Here is a 16399-nt window from a genome sequence, read left to right as displayed (position 1 = left end):
TGGCAAGCCGGTGGGCGATGATGATCGTCGTGCGGCCCCTGCGCAGCACGTCCAGTGCGCGCCCGATCTCCAGCTCGGTAAAACTGTCGATGTTGGCGGTGGCCTCGTCGAGGATCAGGATCTTCGGCGAGGCCAGCAGGGCCCGGGCAAAGCTCAGCAATTGCCGCTGCCCGACCGACAGGTTGCGCCCGCGCTGCCCCAGCTGCGTATCGTAGCCGTCCGGCAGCGCCGCGATGAAGCCGTGCGCGTGCACGGCCTTGCATGCGTCGATCACCTGGGCGCGCGTGGCGCCGGCCAGCCCGTAGGCGACGTTGTCGGCCACGCTGCCGCTGAACAGGAACGGCTCCTGCAGCACCATGCCGACGTGCCGGCCGAGCGAATCGAGCGTCAGGTCGCGCACATCGCGCCCGCCCACCTTCACGCTGCCTTGCCATGTGTCGTAGAAGCGGTGGACCAGTGCGGCAATGCTGGTCTTGCCGGAGCCGGTCGGGCCGACCAGCGCCACGGTCTGGCAGGGCGCGATGCGCAGGTTCAGGTCGTGCAGCACCGGCTGCCCGGGGCGGTAGCCGAACGTCACGCGTTCGAACGACACCGACGGCGGCGCATCGGTCCATGCCGCCGCGTCCGCGCGGTCGTCCAGCGTGACGGGCACCTCCAGTACCTCGATGATGCGCTGGCCGGATGCCATCGCGCGCTGCATCACCGTGTACTGCATGGCCAGCGTGCGGATCGGGTCGAAGCAGCGCTGCACGCAGAAGATGAACGCCACGATGACGCCCACGTCCAGCTCCCCCGCCAGGACGGCGCGGCCGCCGGCCACCACCACCACGGCCATCGCCAACCCGGTCAGCAGGTCCACCGCCGGCATCATCACCTGCGACACCAGCGACGATTCGGTCTGCGCCGCCAGGTTTTCGCGCGCCCGCACTTCATAGCGCCGAAAATTGACGCCTTCCCGGCGGTTCTCCTGCACCGTGCGGATGCCGTTGATGTTCTCGGCCAGCGCCGCGTTGACGGAGGACGACGCCTCGCGCGCCCGCGCGAACACGCGCCTGGCCCACGGCAGCCACGCGTGGCGCAGGATCAGCAGCGCCGGCACCACGGCCAGCGTCAGCAGCCCCAGCCGCAGGTCCATCGTCAGCAGCAGGATCACCAGCCCGGCCAGCAGGAACAGGTCGCCCAGCGCGGTGACGGATGTTTCCATGAACTCCTGCAGCGCATTGACATCGCCCTGCAGCCGCGCCATCAGCCGGCCCACGTGCGTCCGGTCCAGGACCGACAGCGACACGCGCTGCAGGTGCGCGAACATGGCGCGGCGCAGATCGAAGATCACCGTCTGCGCCAGCCGCGCCGCCAGCCATTCCTGGAAGAACGTCAGCGCAGCGTTCAGCACGACCAGCAGCGCGAACGCCGCGAGCACGGTATCGAACGCGAACGGCGAGCGCCCCAGCGCGCTGTCGACCGCATGCCGCACGGCGACCGGGATCATCACCTGCACCACCGTATACAGCACCACCAGCAGGACGACGGCGGCCAGCGGCGCGCGGTAGCCGCGCATGAATTCCCAAAGCCGCGCCGCCACGCCGCGGTCGAAGCGGGCAAAGACCTCGTCGCCCCGCTCCCGCGCGTCATCGGCTGGTGAAAGGACGCTCATGTGCCCACCTGTGCCAGCGGCTCCGCCGCTTCCGGCGCCTCGTCGAGCGAAGAACGGTGCTGCAACGACCACAGCTCGGCATACCGCCCGCCCGCCGCGAGCAGCGATGCGTGATCGCCCCGCTCGGCGATCACGCCGCCGTCGAGCACGACGATGTGATCCGCATGCCGCAGCGTGCCGACGCGGTGCGCGATGACCACGGTGGCCGCATCGCGGCATGCCACCTGCAGCGCCTCGCGCACGCGCCCCTCGGTGACCGGGTCGATCGCGGCGGTGGAATCGTCCAGCACGATCACGGCCGGGTCGCCCACCAGCGCGCGGGCGATCGTCACACGCTGCCGCTGCCCGCCGGACAGCGCGGCGCCCCGCTCGCCGACGCGCGTGCGGTAGCCATCGGGCAGCCGCGCCACGTGATCGTGGATCTGCGCAATGCCGGCCGCCGCCGCGACTTCCGCGTGCGCCGCATCCGGCGCCGCATAGGCGACGTTGTCGTGGACCGATGTGTCGAACAAAAAATTCTCCTGCTGCACCAGCGCCACGTCGCGGCGCAGCGATGCCAGCGTGACATCGCGCAGGTCGTGGCCGCCAAGCGTGACCCGGCCGCCGCCGGCGTCGTAGAACCGCGGGATCAGGTGCGCGATCGTCGATTTCCCGCTGCCCGGCGCGCCGACGATGCCCAGCACCTGCCCGGGTTTGACCTCGAAGCTGACGTCGCGCAGCACCTTGCGCCCGCCTGCCGCGTAACCGAAACCGACGTTTTCGAACCGCAGCGTCTTCGGCCCCGGCGGCAGCTCGATGGCGCCGGCCCGGTCGGCGATCTCCGGCGTCGCGTCGAGCACCTCGAACAGCCGGGCGCCGGAACCGGTGGCGCGGGCGCTCGAATTGACCACCATGCCGATCTGCCGCAGCGGCTGCTGCAGGATCGTGATGAAGGCGAGGAATTCGGTCAGCGCGCCCACCGTGAGCCCGCCCGCCGCCACGCGCCTGCCGCCGACCCACAGCACCAGCGCCATCGACACGTAATAGGCGAACGTCATCAGGCTGATGGAGCCCATCCGCTCGGTGATGCGGGCATTCGACAGGCGCAGCGCGCGTTGCGAGATGCCGTCGAAGCGCGCCAGTTCCGCCGCTTTCGCGTGGAACGCGCGCACCACGCGCACGCCCTGCAGGTTTTCTTCCATCCGCAGGGTCAGCTCGGCCATCATCTTCTGCAGGCGCTGCCAGCTGGCCCGCAGCCGCACCGCGGCGCCGACGGCGACCAGCAGCACGAACGGCACGAAGGACAGGGCCAGCAGGCCCAGGCTCGCGTCGACGCTCAGCAGCCGCCATGAACCGACGCCGAGCAGCAGCGCCAGCGTGATGGCGCGCAGCACGCCGAATTCGAGGAATGCGCGCACGCCTTCCAGGTCCAGCATGCCGCGCGCGATCAGTTCGCCCGTGTGCATGCGGTCGTGATACCCGAACGACAGCTGCTGCAGCTTGTCGTGGAATGCCAGCCGCAGGTCGTATGCCACGCGCTGCGCCAGCGTCTCGCCGCAATAGCCCTGCAGCCCGGTCAGCGTGCCGCGGATCGCGCACGCGGCCACGATCAGCAGCGCGGTGACCGCCAGCGCGTGGTCGGCGCCGGCCAGCGCGGCGCCGGCCTCGTCGACCAGGTGACCGGCCTGGTCGACGGCCCGGCCCAGCAGCCGGGGCATGACCAGGTTGAAGATGGCCGCGCCCAGCGCGCACGATACCGCGGCCGCACAGCGCCACGGGTGCCGCAGGGCCAGCCCGGTTAGCCGGCCCAGCACGCGAGGCATCGCATGCAGGTCGACCGTTTCCGTGAACTGGGGTGGTGCCGAAGCGCTGGATGCGGCGCCGGTCATGCCCCCGGCACCCGGCCCGTCACCGGGTAGGCGGGGTCGGTGTAGCCGGGCGTGCTGGGGTGGCCGGGAGGCACCAGCCGGTCGAACAGCGCCTCGTCGTCGGCGGTGAAGCGGTAGTCCAGCGCGGCGCGGTAGTTCTGCCACTGCGCCAGCGTGCGCGGGCCGCCGATCACCGAGGTGACGTGCCGGTTGTTCAGCACCCACGCAAACGCGAACTCCGCGGTGGAGATGCCGCGCGCCCGCGCTTCCTCGCCGATGGCCTGGGCCAGCGCCAGCGATTCCGGCCGCCATTCCGTCTGCAATGCGCGCGGATCGTTGCGGGCGATCCGGCTGCCCTCCTCCGGCGCCGCGCCGGGGCGGTATTTGCCGGTCAGCACGCCACGCGCGAGCGGGCTGTAGGGCACCACGCCCAGGCCGTGGTGCGCCGCGGCCGGCAGGTGCTCCACTTCGGGCATGCGGTTCGCCGCGTTGTAGTAAGGCTGGGTGACGACCGGCGCCGGGATGCCGAGCTGGCGGGCCAGGTGCACGGCATCCGAAATCTGCCAGGCCTGGAAGTTCGACAGCCCGTAGTAGCGGATCTTGCCCTGGGCGAGCAGGTCGCCCAGCGCGCGCAGCGTTTCTTCGAGCGGCGTCAGCGGGTCCGGCCGGTGCAGGTAATAGATATCGATGTAGTCGGTGCCCAGGCGGGCCAGGCTCTGCTCCGCGGCGTGGAACACGCGGCGGCGCGACAGGCCCGCTTCGTTCGGCCAGTCGCCGGTCTTGTTGCCGACCTTGGTCGCCAGCACCCACTTGTCGCGCCGGGCGGCGATCGCGCGGCCCACCACGCGCTCCGACTCGCCGCCGTTGTACACGTCCGCCGTGTCGATGAAATTGATGCCGTGTTCATGCGCGTCGTCGATGATGGCGCGCGCGTCGGCTTCATTCGTCACGCCGCCGAACATCATCGTGCCGAGGCACAGTGGGGAAACGCGCAGCCCGCTGCGCCCGAGAATGTTGTAGTCGCTCATGATGGTCCTTATGCCGGTTTTCTATGCTTTTGCCAGCCACACGTTGGCGAAATTGTTGCGGGTCTGGTACGGCAGCTCGTCGACATTGCGTACGCGCTTGCCCAATACCGAGAAAAAATACACTTCGAGCAGCGGCAGCACCGGCAATTCGGCCTGCACGATCTGCTGGATACGCTTGTAGTTGGTCTTGCGCAGCGCCGGGTCGGCGCCGGAGCGCGTGGGTTCCAGCAGCGCGTCGATTTCCTTGTTGGTGTAACCGGAAACCTTGTACCACGGCACGCCGCGCTTGTCGCCGCGCGCGCCGAAGCGGATATCCAGGCTGTTCTGCGGATCGCGCGTCCAGCCACCCCAGGTACTGATCACCTGGAAATTGCGGTTCGTGAACACGTCGCGCGTCCAAGTCGACAGGTCTTTTCCGCCCAGCGACGCGTCGATGCCCACGCGCCGCAGGGCCTGCCGCACGTATTCGCCGGTGCGGCGGTAATCGTCGCCGAAGGGGATGAAGTCGTGCGTCAGCTTGAAACGCCAGCCGCCGGCCTTGCGGGGAAAGCCCGCCTGGTCCAGCAATTGCTCGGCGCGTTTCGGATCGAACGGGTATTTCGGCACATCCTTCGTGAAATACTCGGCCACGCCGGACGGCACCGGCGCATCGAGCGGCGCGCCGTAGCCGCCCCACACCGTCTTCACGAGCGCGGCGCGGTCGATCGCATGGGCGATCGCCTGGCGCACCGCCAGCTTGCCGATCACCGGATCGCGCAGGTTGAATTCGAGCCAGTACGAATTCGGTTCGTACTGCTTCGTGTCGATCACCAGGTCGGGGCGCTGGCGCAGCCGGGCCGCGTCGCTGAACGTGACCGGGTTGCGCGCGGCGTAGTGGGCGGCGCCCGTTTCCAGCGCGGCGGCGCGGCTGGCCGAATCGTTGATGACTTTCCACACGATGCGGTCCAGGTGCGGCAGGCCGGGCATGTAATAGTCCGGATTGCGCTCCAGCACGATGTGACTGCCGCGCTGCCATTCCTTGAAACGGAACGGCCCGGTGCCCACCGGCTTGTTGTTGTACGGGTTCGTGATGATATCCGTGCCTTCGTACAGGTGCTGCGGCAGGATCTGGCCGGCGCTCACGCCCAGGTGGCGGATCAGGATCGGCCATTTCTGCTTGAGGCGCAGCACGATCGTGTGCGCGTCCGGCGCGGTGACCTTTTCGATCACATTGGTCACATTGCTGTGGTAGATGGGCCAGATCTTGTCGATCGAGAACTTCACGTCGCCGGAATCGAACGGGTGGCCGTCGTGCCAGCGCACGCCCTTGCGCAACCTGATCGTCCAGTCCAGGCCATCCTTCGACGTGTCCACGCTCAGCGCCAGGCGCGGCAGCAGTTCGTAGTCGTTCCCTTCGGTGAACAGCCGGTCGTAGATCTTCGACGTGACCAGCGAAATCGGGTTGGCGCCGTTGATGTGCGTGGCCAGCGTGGACGGTTCCGGGTGCGCGATCGCGACGAGCGTGCCGCCGCGTACCGGAGTTTCCGCCTCGCCGGCGGCCAGGCCCGGCAACATGCCGCCGGCCAGCGCGGCGCCGCCGAGGCGCAGCATCTGCCGGCGGCCGGGATCGGGCAATGCGGTGAACACGGGATTGGAGAATGCCATGCGTGGCCTCACAGTCCGGCCGCCAGGCGCGGTTCCGGCAGGTCGCCGGTCACGGGTTCGGGTCCTTCCGGCATTGCCTTGGCCTTCTGCTGCTGCTCGGCCCATTTCGGCCGCCGCAGCGGTACCTTGTCGTTGACGTAGTAATTGCCCACGTCGAACAGCCGCCAGCGCACCGGGTCGTGGAGCGTGTGCGTGCGCGCATCGCGCCACAGGCGGTCCAGTCCATGTTCGGGCGCGGTGGAGCGGGTGCCGGCCAGCTCGAACAGTTTATTCGTGATCAATAGCGAGCTGTGCGTGCTGGCGGCGCGCGCCTCGGAGACGGCGACCGCGGCGCGGGTCCAGTCATCGGCCAGATTTGTCGCATAGGCCCTGTCGATCGCATGGCCGGCACGCTCCAGCAACGCTTCGGTGCCGTGCAGCGCCACGGCCAGGTCGCCGATATCGCGGATGCTCAGCTGGTCTTCTTCCCACACCGCGTCGTCGTCCTGTTTCGGATTGCGCCTGCGGATGAACGCGATGGTCGCCTCGAACGCGGCGCGGGCGATGCCGGTATCGATCGCCGCGTGCATGATCTGCCCGGCGGGGCCGACGGGCTTGACGTGGTCGGCGTTGATCGTGTGCGGCACCAGCCACTCCGGTTTCAAATACGCGTTGTCGACGATCACCGTGCCGCTGGCCGTGGTGCGCTGGCCGAACGAGGCCCAGTCGTCGACGATGCGCAGGCCTTCGGCGTTGCGCGGGTAGATCGCCAGGAAATGATGTTTTTCCGCGTCGGCCACGGCCACCGGCACCCAGTCGGCGAACAGCGCGCCGGTCGAATAGTACTTGCGCACGTCGACCCGGTAGCCTTCGCCATCGCGCGACAGGCTCACCTTGCGGTCTTCCGGCTTGCGCACTTCCGGTTCCACCAGCGCGTTGCCGAAATGGTCGCCGGCCAGCACGCGCTCGAAGAAGAAGCGTTTCTGCGCTTCGCTGCCCTCGTGGCGGATGATCTCGAGGATGAAATAATGGTTCTGGGGGATCTGGCCGATCGACCCGTCCGCCGCCGACAGCAGCGCGAACACTTTCGCCAGCGTGGCGTAGGACACGCCGGCGCCGCCGTATTCGCGCGGCACCGTGATGCCCCACAACCCGCTCTGGCGCAATTGCCGCAGCTCGGCGACGGGCAGGCGCCGTTCGCGGTCGCGCAGCGCGGCGCCGGGCGCGAATTCGGCCGCCAGCGCGGCGGCCACCGCCAGCGCCTCGGCATCGTCGCCGATCACGTGCACGCGGCCCTGGCCGATCGGGGTGACGGGCGAAGGTACCGCGGATTGCACGGCGGATTGCGCCGCGGATCGGCCATCGGGCTTGCCGGCAGGTTTGCCACTAGCTGTACTCATGTTGGGTCTCACTCAGTCTCGAAGCTTCGGGTTGAAATACTGGTTCAGCGAATCGCCCAGCACGTTGAGCGACCACACGGTGACCATCACGGCCACGCCGGGAATCGCGATCATGTACCAGCCGGTGCGCATCGCCTCGCGCCCGGTGCCGATCATGGCGCCCCAGCTGATCGCGTTCGGGTCGCCCAGCCCGAGGAACGCGAGCCAGGATTCGGCCAGGATGCAGCCGGCCACCACGACCGAGACGCTGACCAGGATCGGCGTCAGCGCATTGGGCAGGATGTGGCGCAGGATGATGCGGGTGTGGCTCATGCCGGCCGCCAGCCCGGCCTGTACGTATTCGCGGTTGCGCAGGCCCAGCACCTGGGAGCGGACCACGCGGGCCGGATGCGTCCACGACGTGGCGCCGAGCGCCAGCACCACCACCCACAGCGTGGGTTGCAGGATGGCGACCAGCACCATCACCAGCAGCACGCGCGGCACGATCTGGAAGAAATCGGTCACGCGCATCAGCACGTTGTCGATCCAGCCGCCGAAATAGCCGGCCACCGTGCCCAGCGACACGCCGATCAGCAGGGTCAGGCATGCCGCGCTGATGCCGACGAGCAGCGACACGCGGGCGCCGTGGAACACACCGGCGGCGATGTCGCGGCCCATCAGGTCGGAGCCGAGCGGATGGGCCCAGTCCTGGCCGGGCCACAGGTACGGCTGCGCCGTCATGTCGAACGGGTCGCCGGCATAGAGGACGGGCGCAAGGAGCGCGGCCAGGCTCACGAGGGCGAGGATCGCCACGCTGGCGCGGATCGGGAGCGAAGTCTTCAAGGTTTTCATGCAGCTTTCACGCGGTTTTCACGTATTGAGTTCGATGCGCGGATCGAGCCGCGCATACACGATGTCGAGCAGCAGGCTGGTGGCCATCACCAGCAGCGAACTGAGGAACAAAATCGACAGCAGCAGGTTCGTGTCGCGGGCAATGACCGAGTTGAAGATCAGCCGGCCGATGCCCGGCCACGAGAACACGGTCTCGATGACGATGCTGCCGGCCAGCAGTTCGCCGAAATTCGCCGCGATCAGCGTCAGTACCGGCAGGATCGCGTTGCGCAGCGCATGGCGAAAGACCACCACGCGGTCGGACAGGCCCTTCGAGCGCGCCGTGCGGATGTAATCCTCCTGCAGCGCATCGACCATCGACGCGCGGGTGAACCGCGCGTACACGGCGATCGAGTACACGGACAGCGTGGTCACCGGCAGTACCAGATGCCACAGCACGTCGCGCACCCCGGCCCAGCCGCCCTGCTCGGCCGCGCCGACTTCGCTCATGCCGCCGATCGGGAACCATTGCAGCGTGACGCCGAACAGCACCACCATCATCAGCGCCAGCCAGAACACCGGCACCGAGTAGCACAGCGCCATCAGCGCGGACACGGCGCGGTCCAGCCGGCCGTTGCGCCGGCGCGCGCACAGTACGCCGAGCAGCACGCCGACGACGACCGACAGCACGAGGCTCGACAGGCCGAGCAGCGCGGTGGCGCCAATGCGCTCGGCGATCAGGTCGGACACGCTGGCGCTGTAGCGGTACGAGTAGCCCAGGTCGAACGTCAGCAGCCGTTTGACGTAGGTGAACAGTTGCACGTGCATCGGCGCGTCCAGGCCGAATGCCTGCCGCAGGTGGGCCAGCTTTTCCTCCGCCCCGTCGACGGTATCCTGTGCCGATTCGCTGGCCATCACTTCGGCCAGGTCGCCCGGCACCAGTTGCAGCAGCGCGAAGTTCAGCACGCAGATGCCCAGGATGATGGGCACGAACTGCAGCAGCCGGCGTTTCACGTAATTTTTCATCGGGCCACCTGCCGGCGCTCGTGGACGCCCTGGTCCGACGCAAGCGCGGGCGGCTCGGGCCAGCCCGGAGTCGCCGCGATCAGCGTGCGCGTATAGGGGTGCCGCGCATTGATAAACAGGTCGTCGCGACCGATGGTTTCCACCGCCTCGCCCTTCTGCATCACCATCACGCGGTCGGCGATATAGTTGATCACGGAGAGGTCGTGCGAAATGAACAGGTACGACAGGCCGAACTCCTGCTTGAGATCGACGAACAGGTTCAGGATCTGCGCGCGCACCGACACGTCCAGTGCCGACACGGGTTCGTCGCAGATCAGCAGTTTCGGGCGCAGGATCAGCGCGCGGGCAATGCCTATGCGCTGCCGCTGGCCGCCGGAGAATTCGTGCGGGTAGCGGCGCGCCGCCACGGCGGGCAGGCCCACCGCGTCGAGCATCGCCAGCACGCGTCGCTGCCGTTGGTTGCGGTCGCGCACGCCCTGCACGACGAGCACCTCGTCCAGCGCGTCGCCGACGCGCATGCGCGGGTTCAGCGAGGCGTACGGGTCCTGGAATACCATCTGCACGTTGGCACGGTGCGGGCGCAGCGCGCGGCCCGAAAGTGGCGCGATATCCGTGCCGTCCAGGATCACCTGGCCCCGCACGGCGCGGTTCAGGCCGACGATGGTCTTCGACAGCGTGGACTTGCCGCAACCGGATTCGCCCACCAGGCCCAGGGTCTCGCCGCGGCCGATCTGGAACGATACGTCTTTTACGGCGGAAATCGTGCCGTAGCGGGACGAGTATTGCGCCACCAGGTTGCGCACGTCCAGCACGGGCGGCTGGTGGATGGCCGCTTCACGCGGCAAGGGCTGGCGCTGCTCCTGCGCCGTGTAGCTGAACGAGCGTTCGCCGGCATCGTCGACGGCGTGGCGGATCTCGGCCAGCTTGACGCGGCTGTAGTGGCAGCCGGGATGCACGTGCAGCGAAGACTCCAGCAAGCCCCGGCTGTAACGGTGGCGCGGCGCGAAGAACACTTCGTCGCGCGTGCCCTCCTCCACCTTGCGGCCATGCTGCATGACGGCCACGCGGTCGGCCCATTGCCCGACCACGGCCAGGTCGTGCGTGATCAGCAGCAGCGACATCGACAGGTCGCGGCGCAGGCTGGCCAGCAGTTCCAGCACCTGTGCCTGGATTGTCACGTCCAGCGCCGTGGTGGGCTCGTCGGCGACCAAGAGGCGCGGCTCGCAGGCGACTGCGATGGCGATCATCACGCGCTGCCGCTGGCCGCCCGAAAGATTGTGCGGATAGTCGTCGACGCGGCGCTTCGGTTCGGGAATGCGCACCAGGTCGAGCAGCTCGATCGCGCGTGCCCGCGCCGCCGCCGCGCTCAGCTTGCAATGGCGGCGCAGCACTTCCTCGATCTGCGTGCCGATCGTCAGCACCGGGTTCAGCGACGTCATCGGCTCCTGGAAGATCATGCCGATCGCATTGCCGCGCAGGTCGCGCAAGGTGCTTTCGGAAGCGGCGAGCAGATCCCGGCCCTCGAACAGGATCGAACCCCTGACGCCGGCCTTCGGCGGCAGCAGGCCGGCGATCGCGCCGGCCGCCGTCGACTTGCCGCAGCCGGATTCGCCGACCAGCGCCACCACCTCGTTGCGGCGCACGTCGAGGTCGAAGCCCTGCACGGCCGGACCGTTCGGGTACCAGACATCGAGCTGCCGCACCTGCAGCAGCGGCGCGCCGGCGTCGGATTCGCCGGCGCCGCGCCAGGGTGCGTTCATTTCCATGTGCGGAAGCTCGCGGCGTGGTGGTTGTCGGGCAGTCGCGCGCGGCCGGCGCCGAACAGCTTTTCGCGCAATGTGCCTTCCTCGTAGGCCGTCTTGTACAGGCCGCGCTCCTGCAGTTCGGGGATCACCAGTTCGATGAAATCGCGGTAGCTTTCCGGCGCCACGGTGCGGGTCAGGTTGAAGCCGTCGAGATCCGTCTCGGCGACGATCCTTTCGATTTCATCGGCCACCTGCGACGGCGTGCCGACCAGCGGGGCCTGCTGCGAGCCGAAGCGGCGCGCTTCGAGCAGTTTGCGGCGCGTGGTGCCTGCGGCGAAGCTGCCCGCGCGCGCTTCGCCTACCCGTTTCAGGCGGCCGGGATACAGCGCTTCGAGTGTTTCGTCGGTGATTTCCTCGTCCAGCCCGAACCGGTCCAGGTCCACGCCGGTACCGCTGACCATGTGCGCCAGCGCGCCTTCGGGACTGGAATAGGCACGGTATTCCTCGAATTTCTCGCGGGCCGCCTTTTCGTTGGTGTCGACGACCACGGTGAGGCCCGACAGGATCTTGACATCGTCGCGCCCGCGGCCCGCTTCCACGGCCTGGCCGCGGATCGTGGACACGATCCTGGCCAGCGTCGGCCGGTCCGGGCCGCCGGTGAACACGCACTCGGCGTGACGGCCCGCGAACTGGTTGCCGCGCTTCGAGGCGCCGGCCTGGTACAGCACCGGCGTGCGCTGCGGCGACGGCTCGGTGAGGTTGTAGACGTTGTCGATCCTGTAGAACGGACCGTCGTGGCTGACGCGATGGATCTTCGCCGGATCGGCATAGATACCTCGCTCGCGGTCGTTGACGACGGCATCGTCTTCCCAGCTGCCTTCGAGAAGCTTGTAGAACGCGTCCATGAAGTCGTCGCCGCGGTCGTAGCGGTCGTCGTGGTCGATCTGCTGCTTCAGGCCCACGCCGCGCGCCGCGCTGTCGAGGTAGCCGGTGACGATGTTCCAGCCGATGCGGCCGTTCGTCAGGTGGTCCAGCGTGGCGAAGCGGCGTGCGAACAGGTACGGATGTTCGTAGGTGAGGTTCGCCGTGACGCCGAAGCCGATATGTTTCGTGGCCTGCGCCATCAGCGGTACGACATAGCCGGGATCGTTGACGGGCAACTGCACCGCCTCGCGCGCCGTCACGTCGATGCCGTCGCCCAGCACGTCGTAGACGCCGACGATATCGGCCAGGAACACGGCATCGAACAGCCCTTTTTCAAGCAGCTTGCCCAGCTCGATCCAGTATTCGGGCTTGCGGTAATCGACGGAATTGTCGCGCGGGTGTTTCCACAGGCCGTGGTGGATGTGCCCCACGCAATTCATGTTGAACGCGTTCAGGCGAATCTGCTTGGTCGATGCATGCTTCGTCAATTCTTGCTCCGGCTGTCTGCGGCCGGGCACAGCGCTCAGCCACAAAACAGCGTAGCAGGCCCCCTTGCGAACAGAAACGAACCATTTCGCAGTTGGTAATTCATCTTTTTGTCATAAGCTAAGCAGTAATCGCGCTAAGGACTGCCGAAAACTGGCGCGGGGATCGTTGCTGTTTGGCTTATTAAAATTTGTGACGCCACCATTACCGTCGGTTTTTCTTACAACTTTTATCATGCTATTTATCCATAGCTAATTAAAACAAGCATTTAATAGCTTGGCACGATCTCTGCTTGCAATTGTTTTTCCAACAATTCAATTTATAGGAAATCGAATGTCAGCAATGCGCAAGTTTGTCATTACAGCCCTGGCGATGGCCTCCGCAGCTTTCAGCGTGCAAGCCAATGCCGGCACGCTCGGCTATGCAGACGTGGTCCTGGATTACTTCGATAGCGGTGCGGGCCCGATCGCCGGTCCATACGGCGGCATCGGTAACTTCACCGGGTACCAGCCTGTTTCGACGGACGTCGTATTGGGCAGCGAGCCCGGACCGGTCGGCCTCAACGATTTCCTGTCCCTGCCGACGGGTTCGTATATCACCGTCGGTTTCACCGACGAAACAGCCATCGACGGCGTTGGCAACGACATTTTCATTCAGGAAACGGGCGCAAGCGGCGAGCGCGCGAATGTGTATGTCAGCTCGGATACGATCAATTTCGTCCTGCTGGGCGTTGCAGCGGATGACGGGACGACGGCGTTCGATCTCGCTTCGATCGGCTTTACGGATGCTGTGCGGGCAGTCAAGATCGTGGGCCTGGACAATCGCGGTGCTTCCCCTGGTTTCGACGTGGTGAATGTGCAGGTGCTGCCCGGGAGTATCGCGCCTGTTCCGGAACCGGAAACGGTCAGCATGCTGCTCGCCGGCCTCGGTCTGATTTCGGCGGCCATTCGCCGCCGAAAATAAGGCCGGATGACGGCATGGGAACGATTACCGCGCTGAACCGGCAACAAGGCCGCCAGCCCATCTACCCTTGCTGTCTGACACATGCCCGCCTCATATCTGCTATAAGCCAGCCCTGATAGCCAGCGGCTTGTATTGCCCTAGAGTATACGTCTCAACGTTTATTCCAGGAAAATGTGTGATGGCCATAGCAAAGCGCCTGGCGGCCGAATTCATCGGCACCGCACTGCTGCTGTCGATCGGCGGCGGCGCCGGCATTGCCGCGCAGCGCCTGGCGGGTGGCGATGCCGCGATGGCGCTGCTGGTCAGCGCACTGGTCGGCGCCACCGGGCTGGCCGTGCTGGTCCTCACGTTCGGCAATATTTCCGGCGGCCTGTTCAATCCCGTGCTGACACTGTCGGAAGCGTGGCGTGGCAACCTGCGTATCGATTACGTAGCGCCCTACATCGTCGCGCAGGTGGCGGGTGCCGTGGCCGGCATGGCAGCCGTGCATGGCATGTACGGGCTGGACCTGATGACGGCTCCGCACGGGGGACGCACCGGCACGAGCCAGTGGCTGGGCGAGTCTGTCGCCACGTTCGGCCTGCTGTGCGTCTTTATCGGCTGTGGCCGGGCCCGCCCTGCGGCGGCGCCGTTCGCCGTGTCCGCCTATGTGATGGCGGCCTGCTGGTACAGCTCTTCGCCGGCCTTCATGAACCCGGCGATGACGCTGGCCAGGGCAATCGGCGAAGCCGGCGCGCTGCGCCTGGCCGACGCGCCTGCTTTCGTGCTGGCGCAACTGGCCGGCGCCGGCGCGGCGACGGCCATCTTCATCTGGCTCCATGGAACGTCGCGCGGCCCGGTGCGGACCTGACTGAGCACCCGCGCGGCGCGCCGCGGGTTCGGCCTGCCACGGGCGGTTGCTGTGGGCAAACAATAATGTTTGCCGCAAGTTCCCTATCAGACAGACCGATTTTGTCGGATTGTTCGGAAAAACATGTTGGCCACGAACGTACGGATGATCCTCTGAAATCGAGAGCCTGCAACAATAGAGTCTGCCACAGCCTGCGGGGAACGTGCGTTGTGCGACAGGCTGCATCCGCCCTATTGTGTTGAAAAACCCGTAGGCAAGAGAAGTGCTGGTGGAGTAACTGTACAGTAAAAATTGGCGATACAGTTACTGCTGGGTTCTTACCGATCACTGCTTTCATATTTGATATTTATAAAAACAGCTTTTTGCCATTCGCCGAAGATTTTGGGCGGTTGCCGCCAAAAGAAACTCGTCATGGGCACCGCTGGGACCACGCAGACGTAACTGGCCGAGTTTCAGGATGCGTTTGAGGTGGGCAAACAGCATTTCCACTTTCTTTCGTTCCCGCCGTGACTGGCGATATGCGTCGGTCTTGCCGATAGCACGAGCAACATCGCGTGCAGGTTCTTGAGGGCTTCGGTCGATCTTGCGGATAACCATGTTGGGGCAGCACTTCGGTTTTAACTCACAAAGCTGACAGTCGTACTGGCTGGCTCGATAACGAAACGGATTTTTCTGCTGACTACGTTGAGCCGGTTTCAGGTGTTTCCCGGCAGGGCAAACGTAGCGGTTGTTTTCAGCATCGAAGATGAAGTCGGCACGACTGAAAGTGCCGTCGTGATGCTCGGATTTATCCCATACCGGGACGTGAGGAGCAATGCTTTTTTCGTTGACCAGCCATCCCAGCATTGCAGCAACACCGTAGTTCGTGTCACCCACCAGACGACGCGGTTTGATGGCGAACTTTTCCTCGACACGATCAATCATGGTTTTGGTCGCTTCGACCTCTGCTGTTTTGTTCACCGCTGAAGCCTCGACATCGACAATCATTCCAGCCTTCAAATCGATGAGGTAATTGGTGCAATAGGCAAAAATCGCCGGTCCTGCAGCAGCAGTCCAGGTTGCGGCCGGGTCGGTTAGAGAAATTCTTTTCGGTGTTGGCGGCACCGGATTGGCCTGTTCCAAGGCTGTCAAATACTCGCGCACTGGCCGACTTGCCTGTGCTGGGTCCCCCCAATCGATTCCGGCATCGCCTGGACGAGATCGTTGACGCTGGGCGTCAGCCTTGATCATGCTGGCATCAGTCGCAAATCCCTCACCCTGCACTAAACCTTCAGCCATACAACGCCGAAGAACGGAATCGAACAGCTGGCGGAAAGCGTCGTGATCACGGAAACGGCCATGCCGGTTCTTGGAAAAACTCGAGTGATCCGGGACCTTGTCTTTCAGACCGAGCCGACAGAACCAGCGGTACGCCAGGTTCATGCTGACTTCTTCGCATAGCCGTCGTTCTGAACGGATACCGTAGGAGTAGCCAATAATCAGCATCCGTGCCATCAACTCAGGATCAATCGATGGCCGTCCGGTATGGCTGTACGAATCAGCCAGGCACAGCCGAAATTCGCTCAGGTCGAGATATCGGTCCACTGCTCTCAACAGATGGTCTTCAGGAACATATTCCTCTAGACTGATCGATACGAACAGTTCCCTCTTGGTTGCTTGACGTCCCATCATCGCAGCCTCCCGCTTTGAACCGTCTTCATAGACAACGGTAGGCCGCAACATGGCTGCAATCAAGGGGCGTTTTTCAACACAATAGCCCCTAAGCAGCCCTTGGTTCCGTCCAATTCGTCGTCAAAATGCGGACCTCTAGGGAGTCAGCGGGTAACTTCGCTGAATCGCTGTTGACGCAGAAGAGGCGAGCGAATTCGTTCGACAAATAGACCTAGATCGCGTTCGATGGTAATCGATCGCTCGCATTTCGAGGGTACTCCGATGTACATATAGTAGTCATAGTTAAAATGGACATAGGCCTTACCTGGCACTACGAGTTTTCCCCATGCCTCTTCGCGGACAACAAGACGCGCAAAATCAAGGCTTTGAGCA

Annotated in this window: 11 protein-coding genes and 1 pseudogene; 2 read left to right on the top strand and 10 right to left on the bottom strand. The window is 65.5% G+C overall.

Features of this window, described 5'->3' with window-relative positions; translation table 11 throughout:
• Positions 1 to 106 precede the first annotated feature (106 nt).
• The 9 genes and pseudogenes from GJV26_RS27035 to GJV26_RS26995 form a co-directional block, all read right to left on the bottom strand.
• Positions 107 to 1558 (bottom strand): annotated as a pseudogene (locus GJV26_RS27035) (ABC transporter ATP-binding protein); the annotation flags it as partial.
• Positions 1559 to 1650: 92 nt separating this feature from the next.
• Positions 1651 to 3522, bottom strand: a complete 1872-nt coding sequence (locus GJV26_RS27030) for an ABC transporter ATP-binding protein (RefSeq protein WP_155711687.1) — start codon at positions 3520 to 3522, stop codon at positions 1651 to 1653.
• Positions 3519 to 4529 (bottom strand): aldo/keto reductase, encoded by a 1011-nt coding sequence (locus GJV26_RS27025; RefSeq protein WP_155711686.1) that lies wholly within the window; start codon positions 4527 to 4529, stop codon positions 3519 to 3521. Before GJV26_RS27025 ends, GJV26_RS27030 begins: the two co-directional genes overlap by 4 nt.
• A 21-nt stretch (positions 4530 to 4550) precedes the next feature.
• Positions 4551 to 6173 (bottom strand): ABC transporter substrate-binding protein, encoded by a 1623-nt coding sequence (locus tag GJV26_RS27020; protein WP_155711685.1) that lies wholly within the window; start codon positions 6171 to 6173, stop codon positions 4551 to 4553.
• Positions 6174 to 6181: 8 nt separating this feature from the next.
• Positions 6182 to 7552: an SfnB family sulfur acquisition oxidoreductase gene (locus GJV26_RS27015; RefSeq protein ID WP_155711684.1), complete on the bottom strand. Its 1371-nt coding sequence runs from the start codon at positions 7550 to 7552 to the stop codon at positions 6182 to 6184.
• A 12-nt stretch (positions 7553 to 7564) separates the two neighbouring features.
• A complete protein-coding gene (locus GJV26_RS27010) occupies positions 7565 to 8383 on the bottom strand; it encodes an ABC transporter permease (RefSeq protein ID WP_155711683.1) in 819 nt (272 codons plus the stop codon).
• An 18-nt stretch (positions 8384 to 8401) separates the two neighbouring features.
• Positions 8402 to 9388 (bottom strand): ABC transporter permease, encoded by a 987-nt coding sequence (locus GJV26_RS27005; protein WP_155711682.1) that lies wholly within the window; start codon positions 9386 to 9388, stop codon positions 8402 to 8404.
• Complete coding sequence (locus GJV26_RS27000; protein WP_155711681.1) at positions 9385 to 11148, bottom strand: ABC transporter ATP-binding protein; 1764 nt, start codon at positions 11146 to 11148, stop codon at positions 9385 to 9387. Before GJV26_RS27000 ends, GJV26_RS27005 begins: the two co-directional genes overlap by 4 nt.
• Complete coding sequence (locus GJV26_RS26995; RefSeq protein ID WP_260114811.1) at positions 11145 to 12545, bottom strand: LLM class flavin-dependent oxidoreductase; 1401 nt, start codon at positions 12543 to 12545, stop codon at positions 11145 to 11147. The genes GJV26_RS27000 and GJV26_RS26995 overlap by 4 nt, the downstream gene beginning before the upstream one ends.
• A gap of 331 nt (positions 12546 to 12876) precedes the next feature.
• Between GJV26_RS26995 and GJV26_RS26990 the strand changes: the two genes are divergently transcribed.
• Both GJV26_RS26990 and GJV26_RS26985 read left to right on the top strand, forming a co-directional pair.
• Positions 12877 to 13506: a PEP-CTERM sorting domain-containing protein gene (locus tag GJV26_RS26990; protein WP_155711680.1), complete on the top strand. Its 630-nt coding sequence runs from the start codon at positions 12877 to 12879 to the stop codon at positions 13504 to 13506.
• Positions 13507 to 13684: 178 nt separating this feature from the next.
• Positions 13685 to 14356, top strand: a complete 672-nt coding sequence (locus GJV26_RS26985; RefSeq protein WP_155711679.1) for an aquaporin — start codon at positions 13685 to 13687, stop codon at positions 14354 to 14356.
• A 333-nt stretch (positions 14357 to 14689) separates the two neighbouring features.
• On the opposite strand, the gene GJV26_RS26980 is transcribed toward GJV26_RS26985, so the two are convergent.
• Positions 14690 to 16027, bottom strand: coding sequence for a transposase (locus GJV26_RS26980; protein WP_155712157.1), 1338 nt, complete (start codon positions 16025 to 16027; stop codon positions 14690 to 14692).
• Positions 16028 to 16399: the final 372 nt, after the last annotated feature.

It is taken from the genome of Pseudoduganella dura (assembly GCF_009727155.1).
GTDB classification, from domain to species: domain Bacteria; phylum Pseudomonadota; class Gammaproteobacteria; order Burkholderiales; family Burkholderiaceae_D; genus Rugamonas; species Rugamonas dura.
The sequence above is the reverse complement of the archived record's forward strand: the minus strand, read 5'-3'. Positions and strand labels throughout refer to the sequence as shown.

Coding starts and splice junctions, on each gene's coding strand:
- GJV26_RS27020 (WP_155711685.1), bottom strand. CDS start 6,173: ATGGCATTCTCCAATCCCGTGTTCACCGCATTGCCCGATCCCGGCCGC.
- GJV26_RS26990 (WP_155711680.1), top strand. CDS start 12,877: ATGTCAGCAATGCGCAAGTTTGTCATTACAGCCCTGGCGATGGCCTCC.
- GJV26_RS27005 (WP_155711682.1), bottom strand. CDS start 9,388: ATGAAAAATTACGTGAAACGCCGGCTGCTGCAGTTCGTGCCCATCATC.
- GJV26_RS27010 (WP_155711683.1), bottom strand. CDS start 8,383: ATGAAAACCTTGAAGACTTCGCTCCCGATCCGCGCCAGCGTGGCGATC.
- GJV26_RS27000 (WP_155711681.1), bottom strand. CDS start 11,148: ATGAACGCACCCTGGCGCGGCGCCGGCGAATCCGACGCCGGCGCGCCG.
- GJV26_RS27030 (WP_155711687.1), bottom strand. CDS start 3,522: ATGACCGGCGCCGCATCCAGCGCTTCGGCACCACCCCAGTTCACGGAA.
- GJV26_RS27025 (WP_155711686.1), bottom strand. CDS start 4,529: ATGAGCGACTACAACATTCTCGGGCGCAGCGGGCTGCGCGTTTCCCCA.
- GJV26_RS26980 (WP_155712157.1), bottom strand. CDS start 16,027: ATGATGGGACGTCAAGCAACCAAGAGGGAACTGTTCGTATCGATCAGT.
- GJV26_RS27015 (WP_155711684.1), bottom strand. CDS start 7,552: ATGAGTACAGCTAGTGGCAAACCTGCCGGCAAGCCCGATGGCCGATCC.
- GJV26_RS26985 (WP_155711679.1), top strand. CDS start 13,685: ATGGCCATAGCAAAGCGCCTGGCGGCCGAATTCATCGGCACCGCACTG.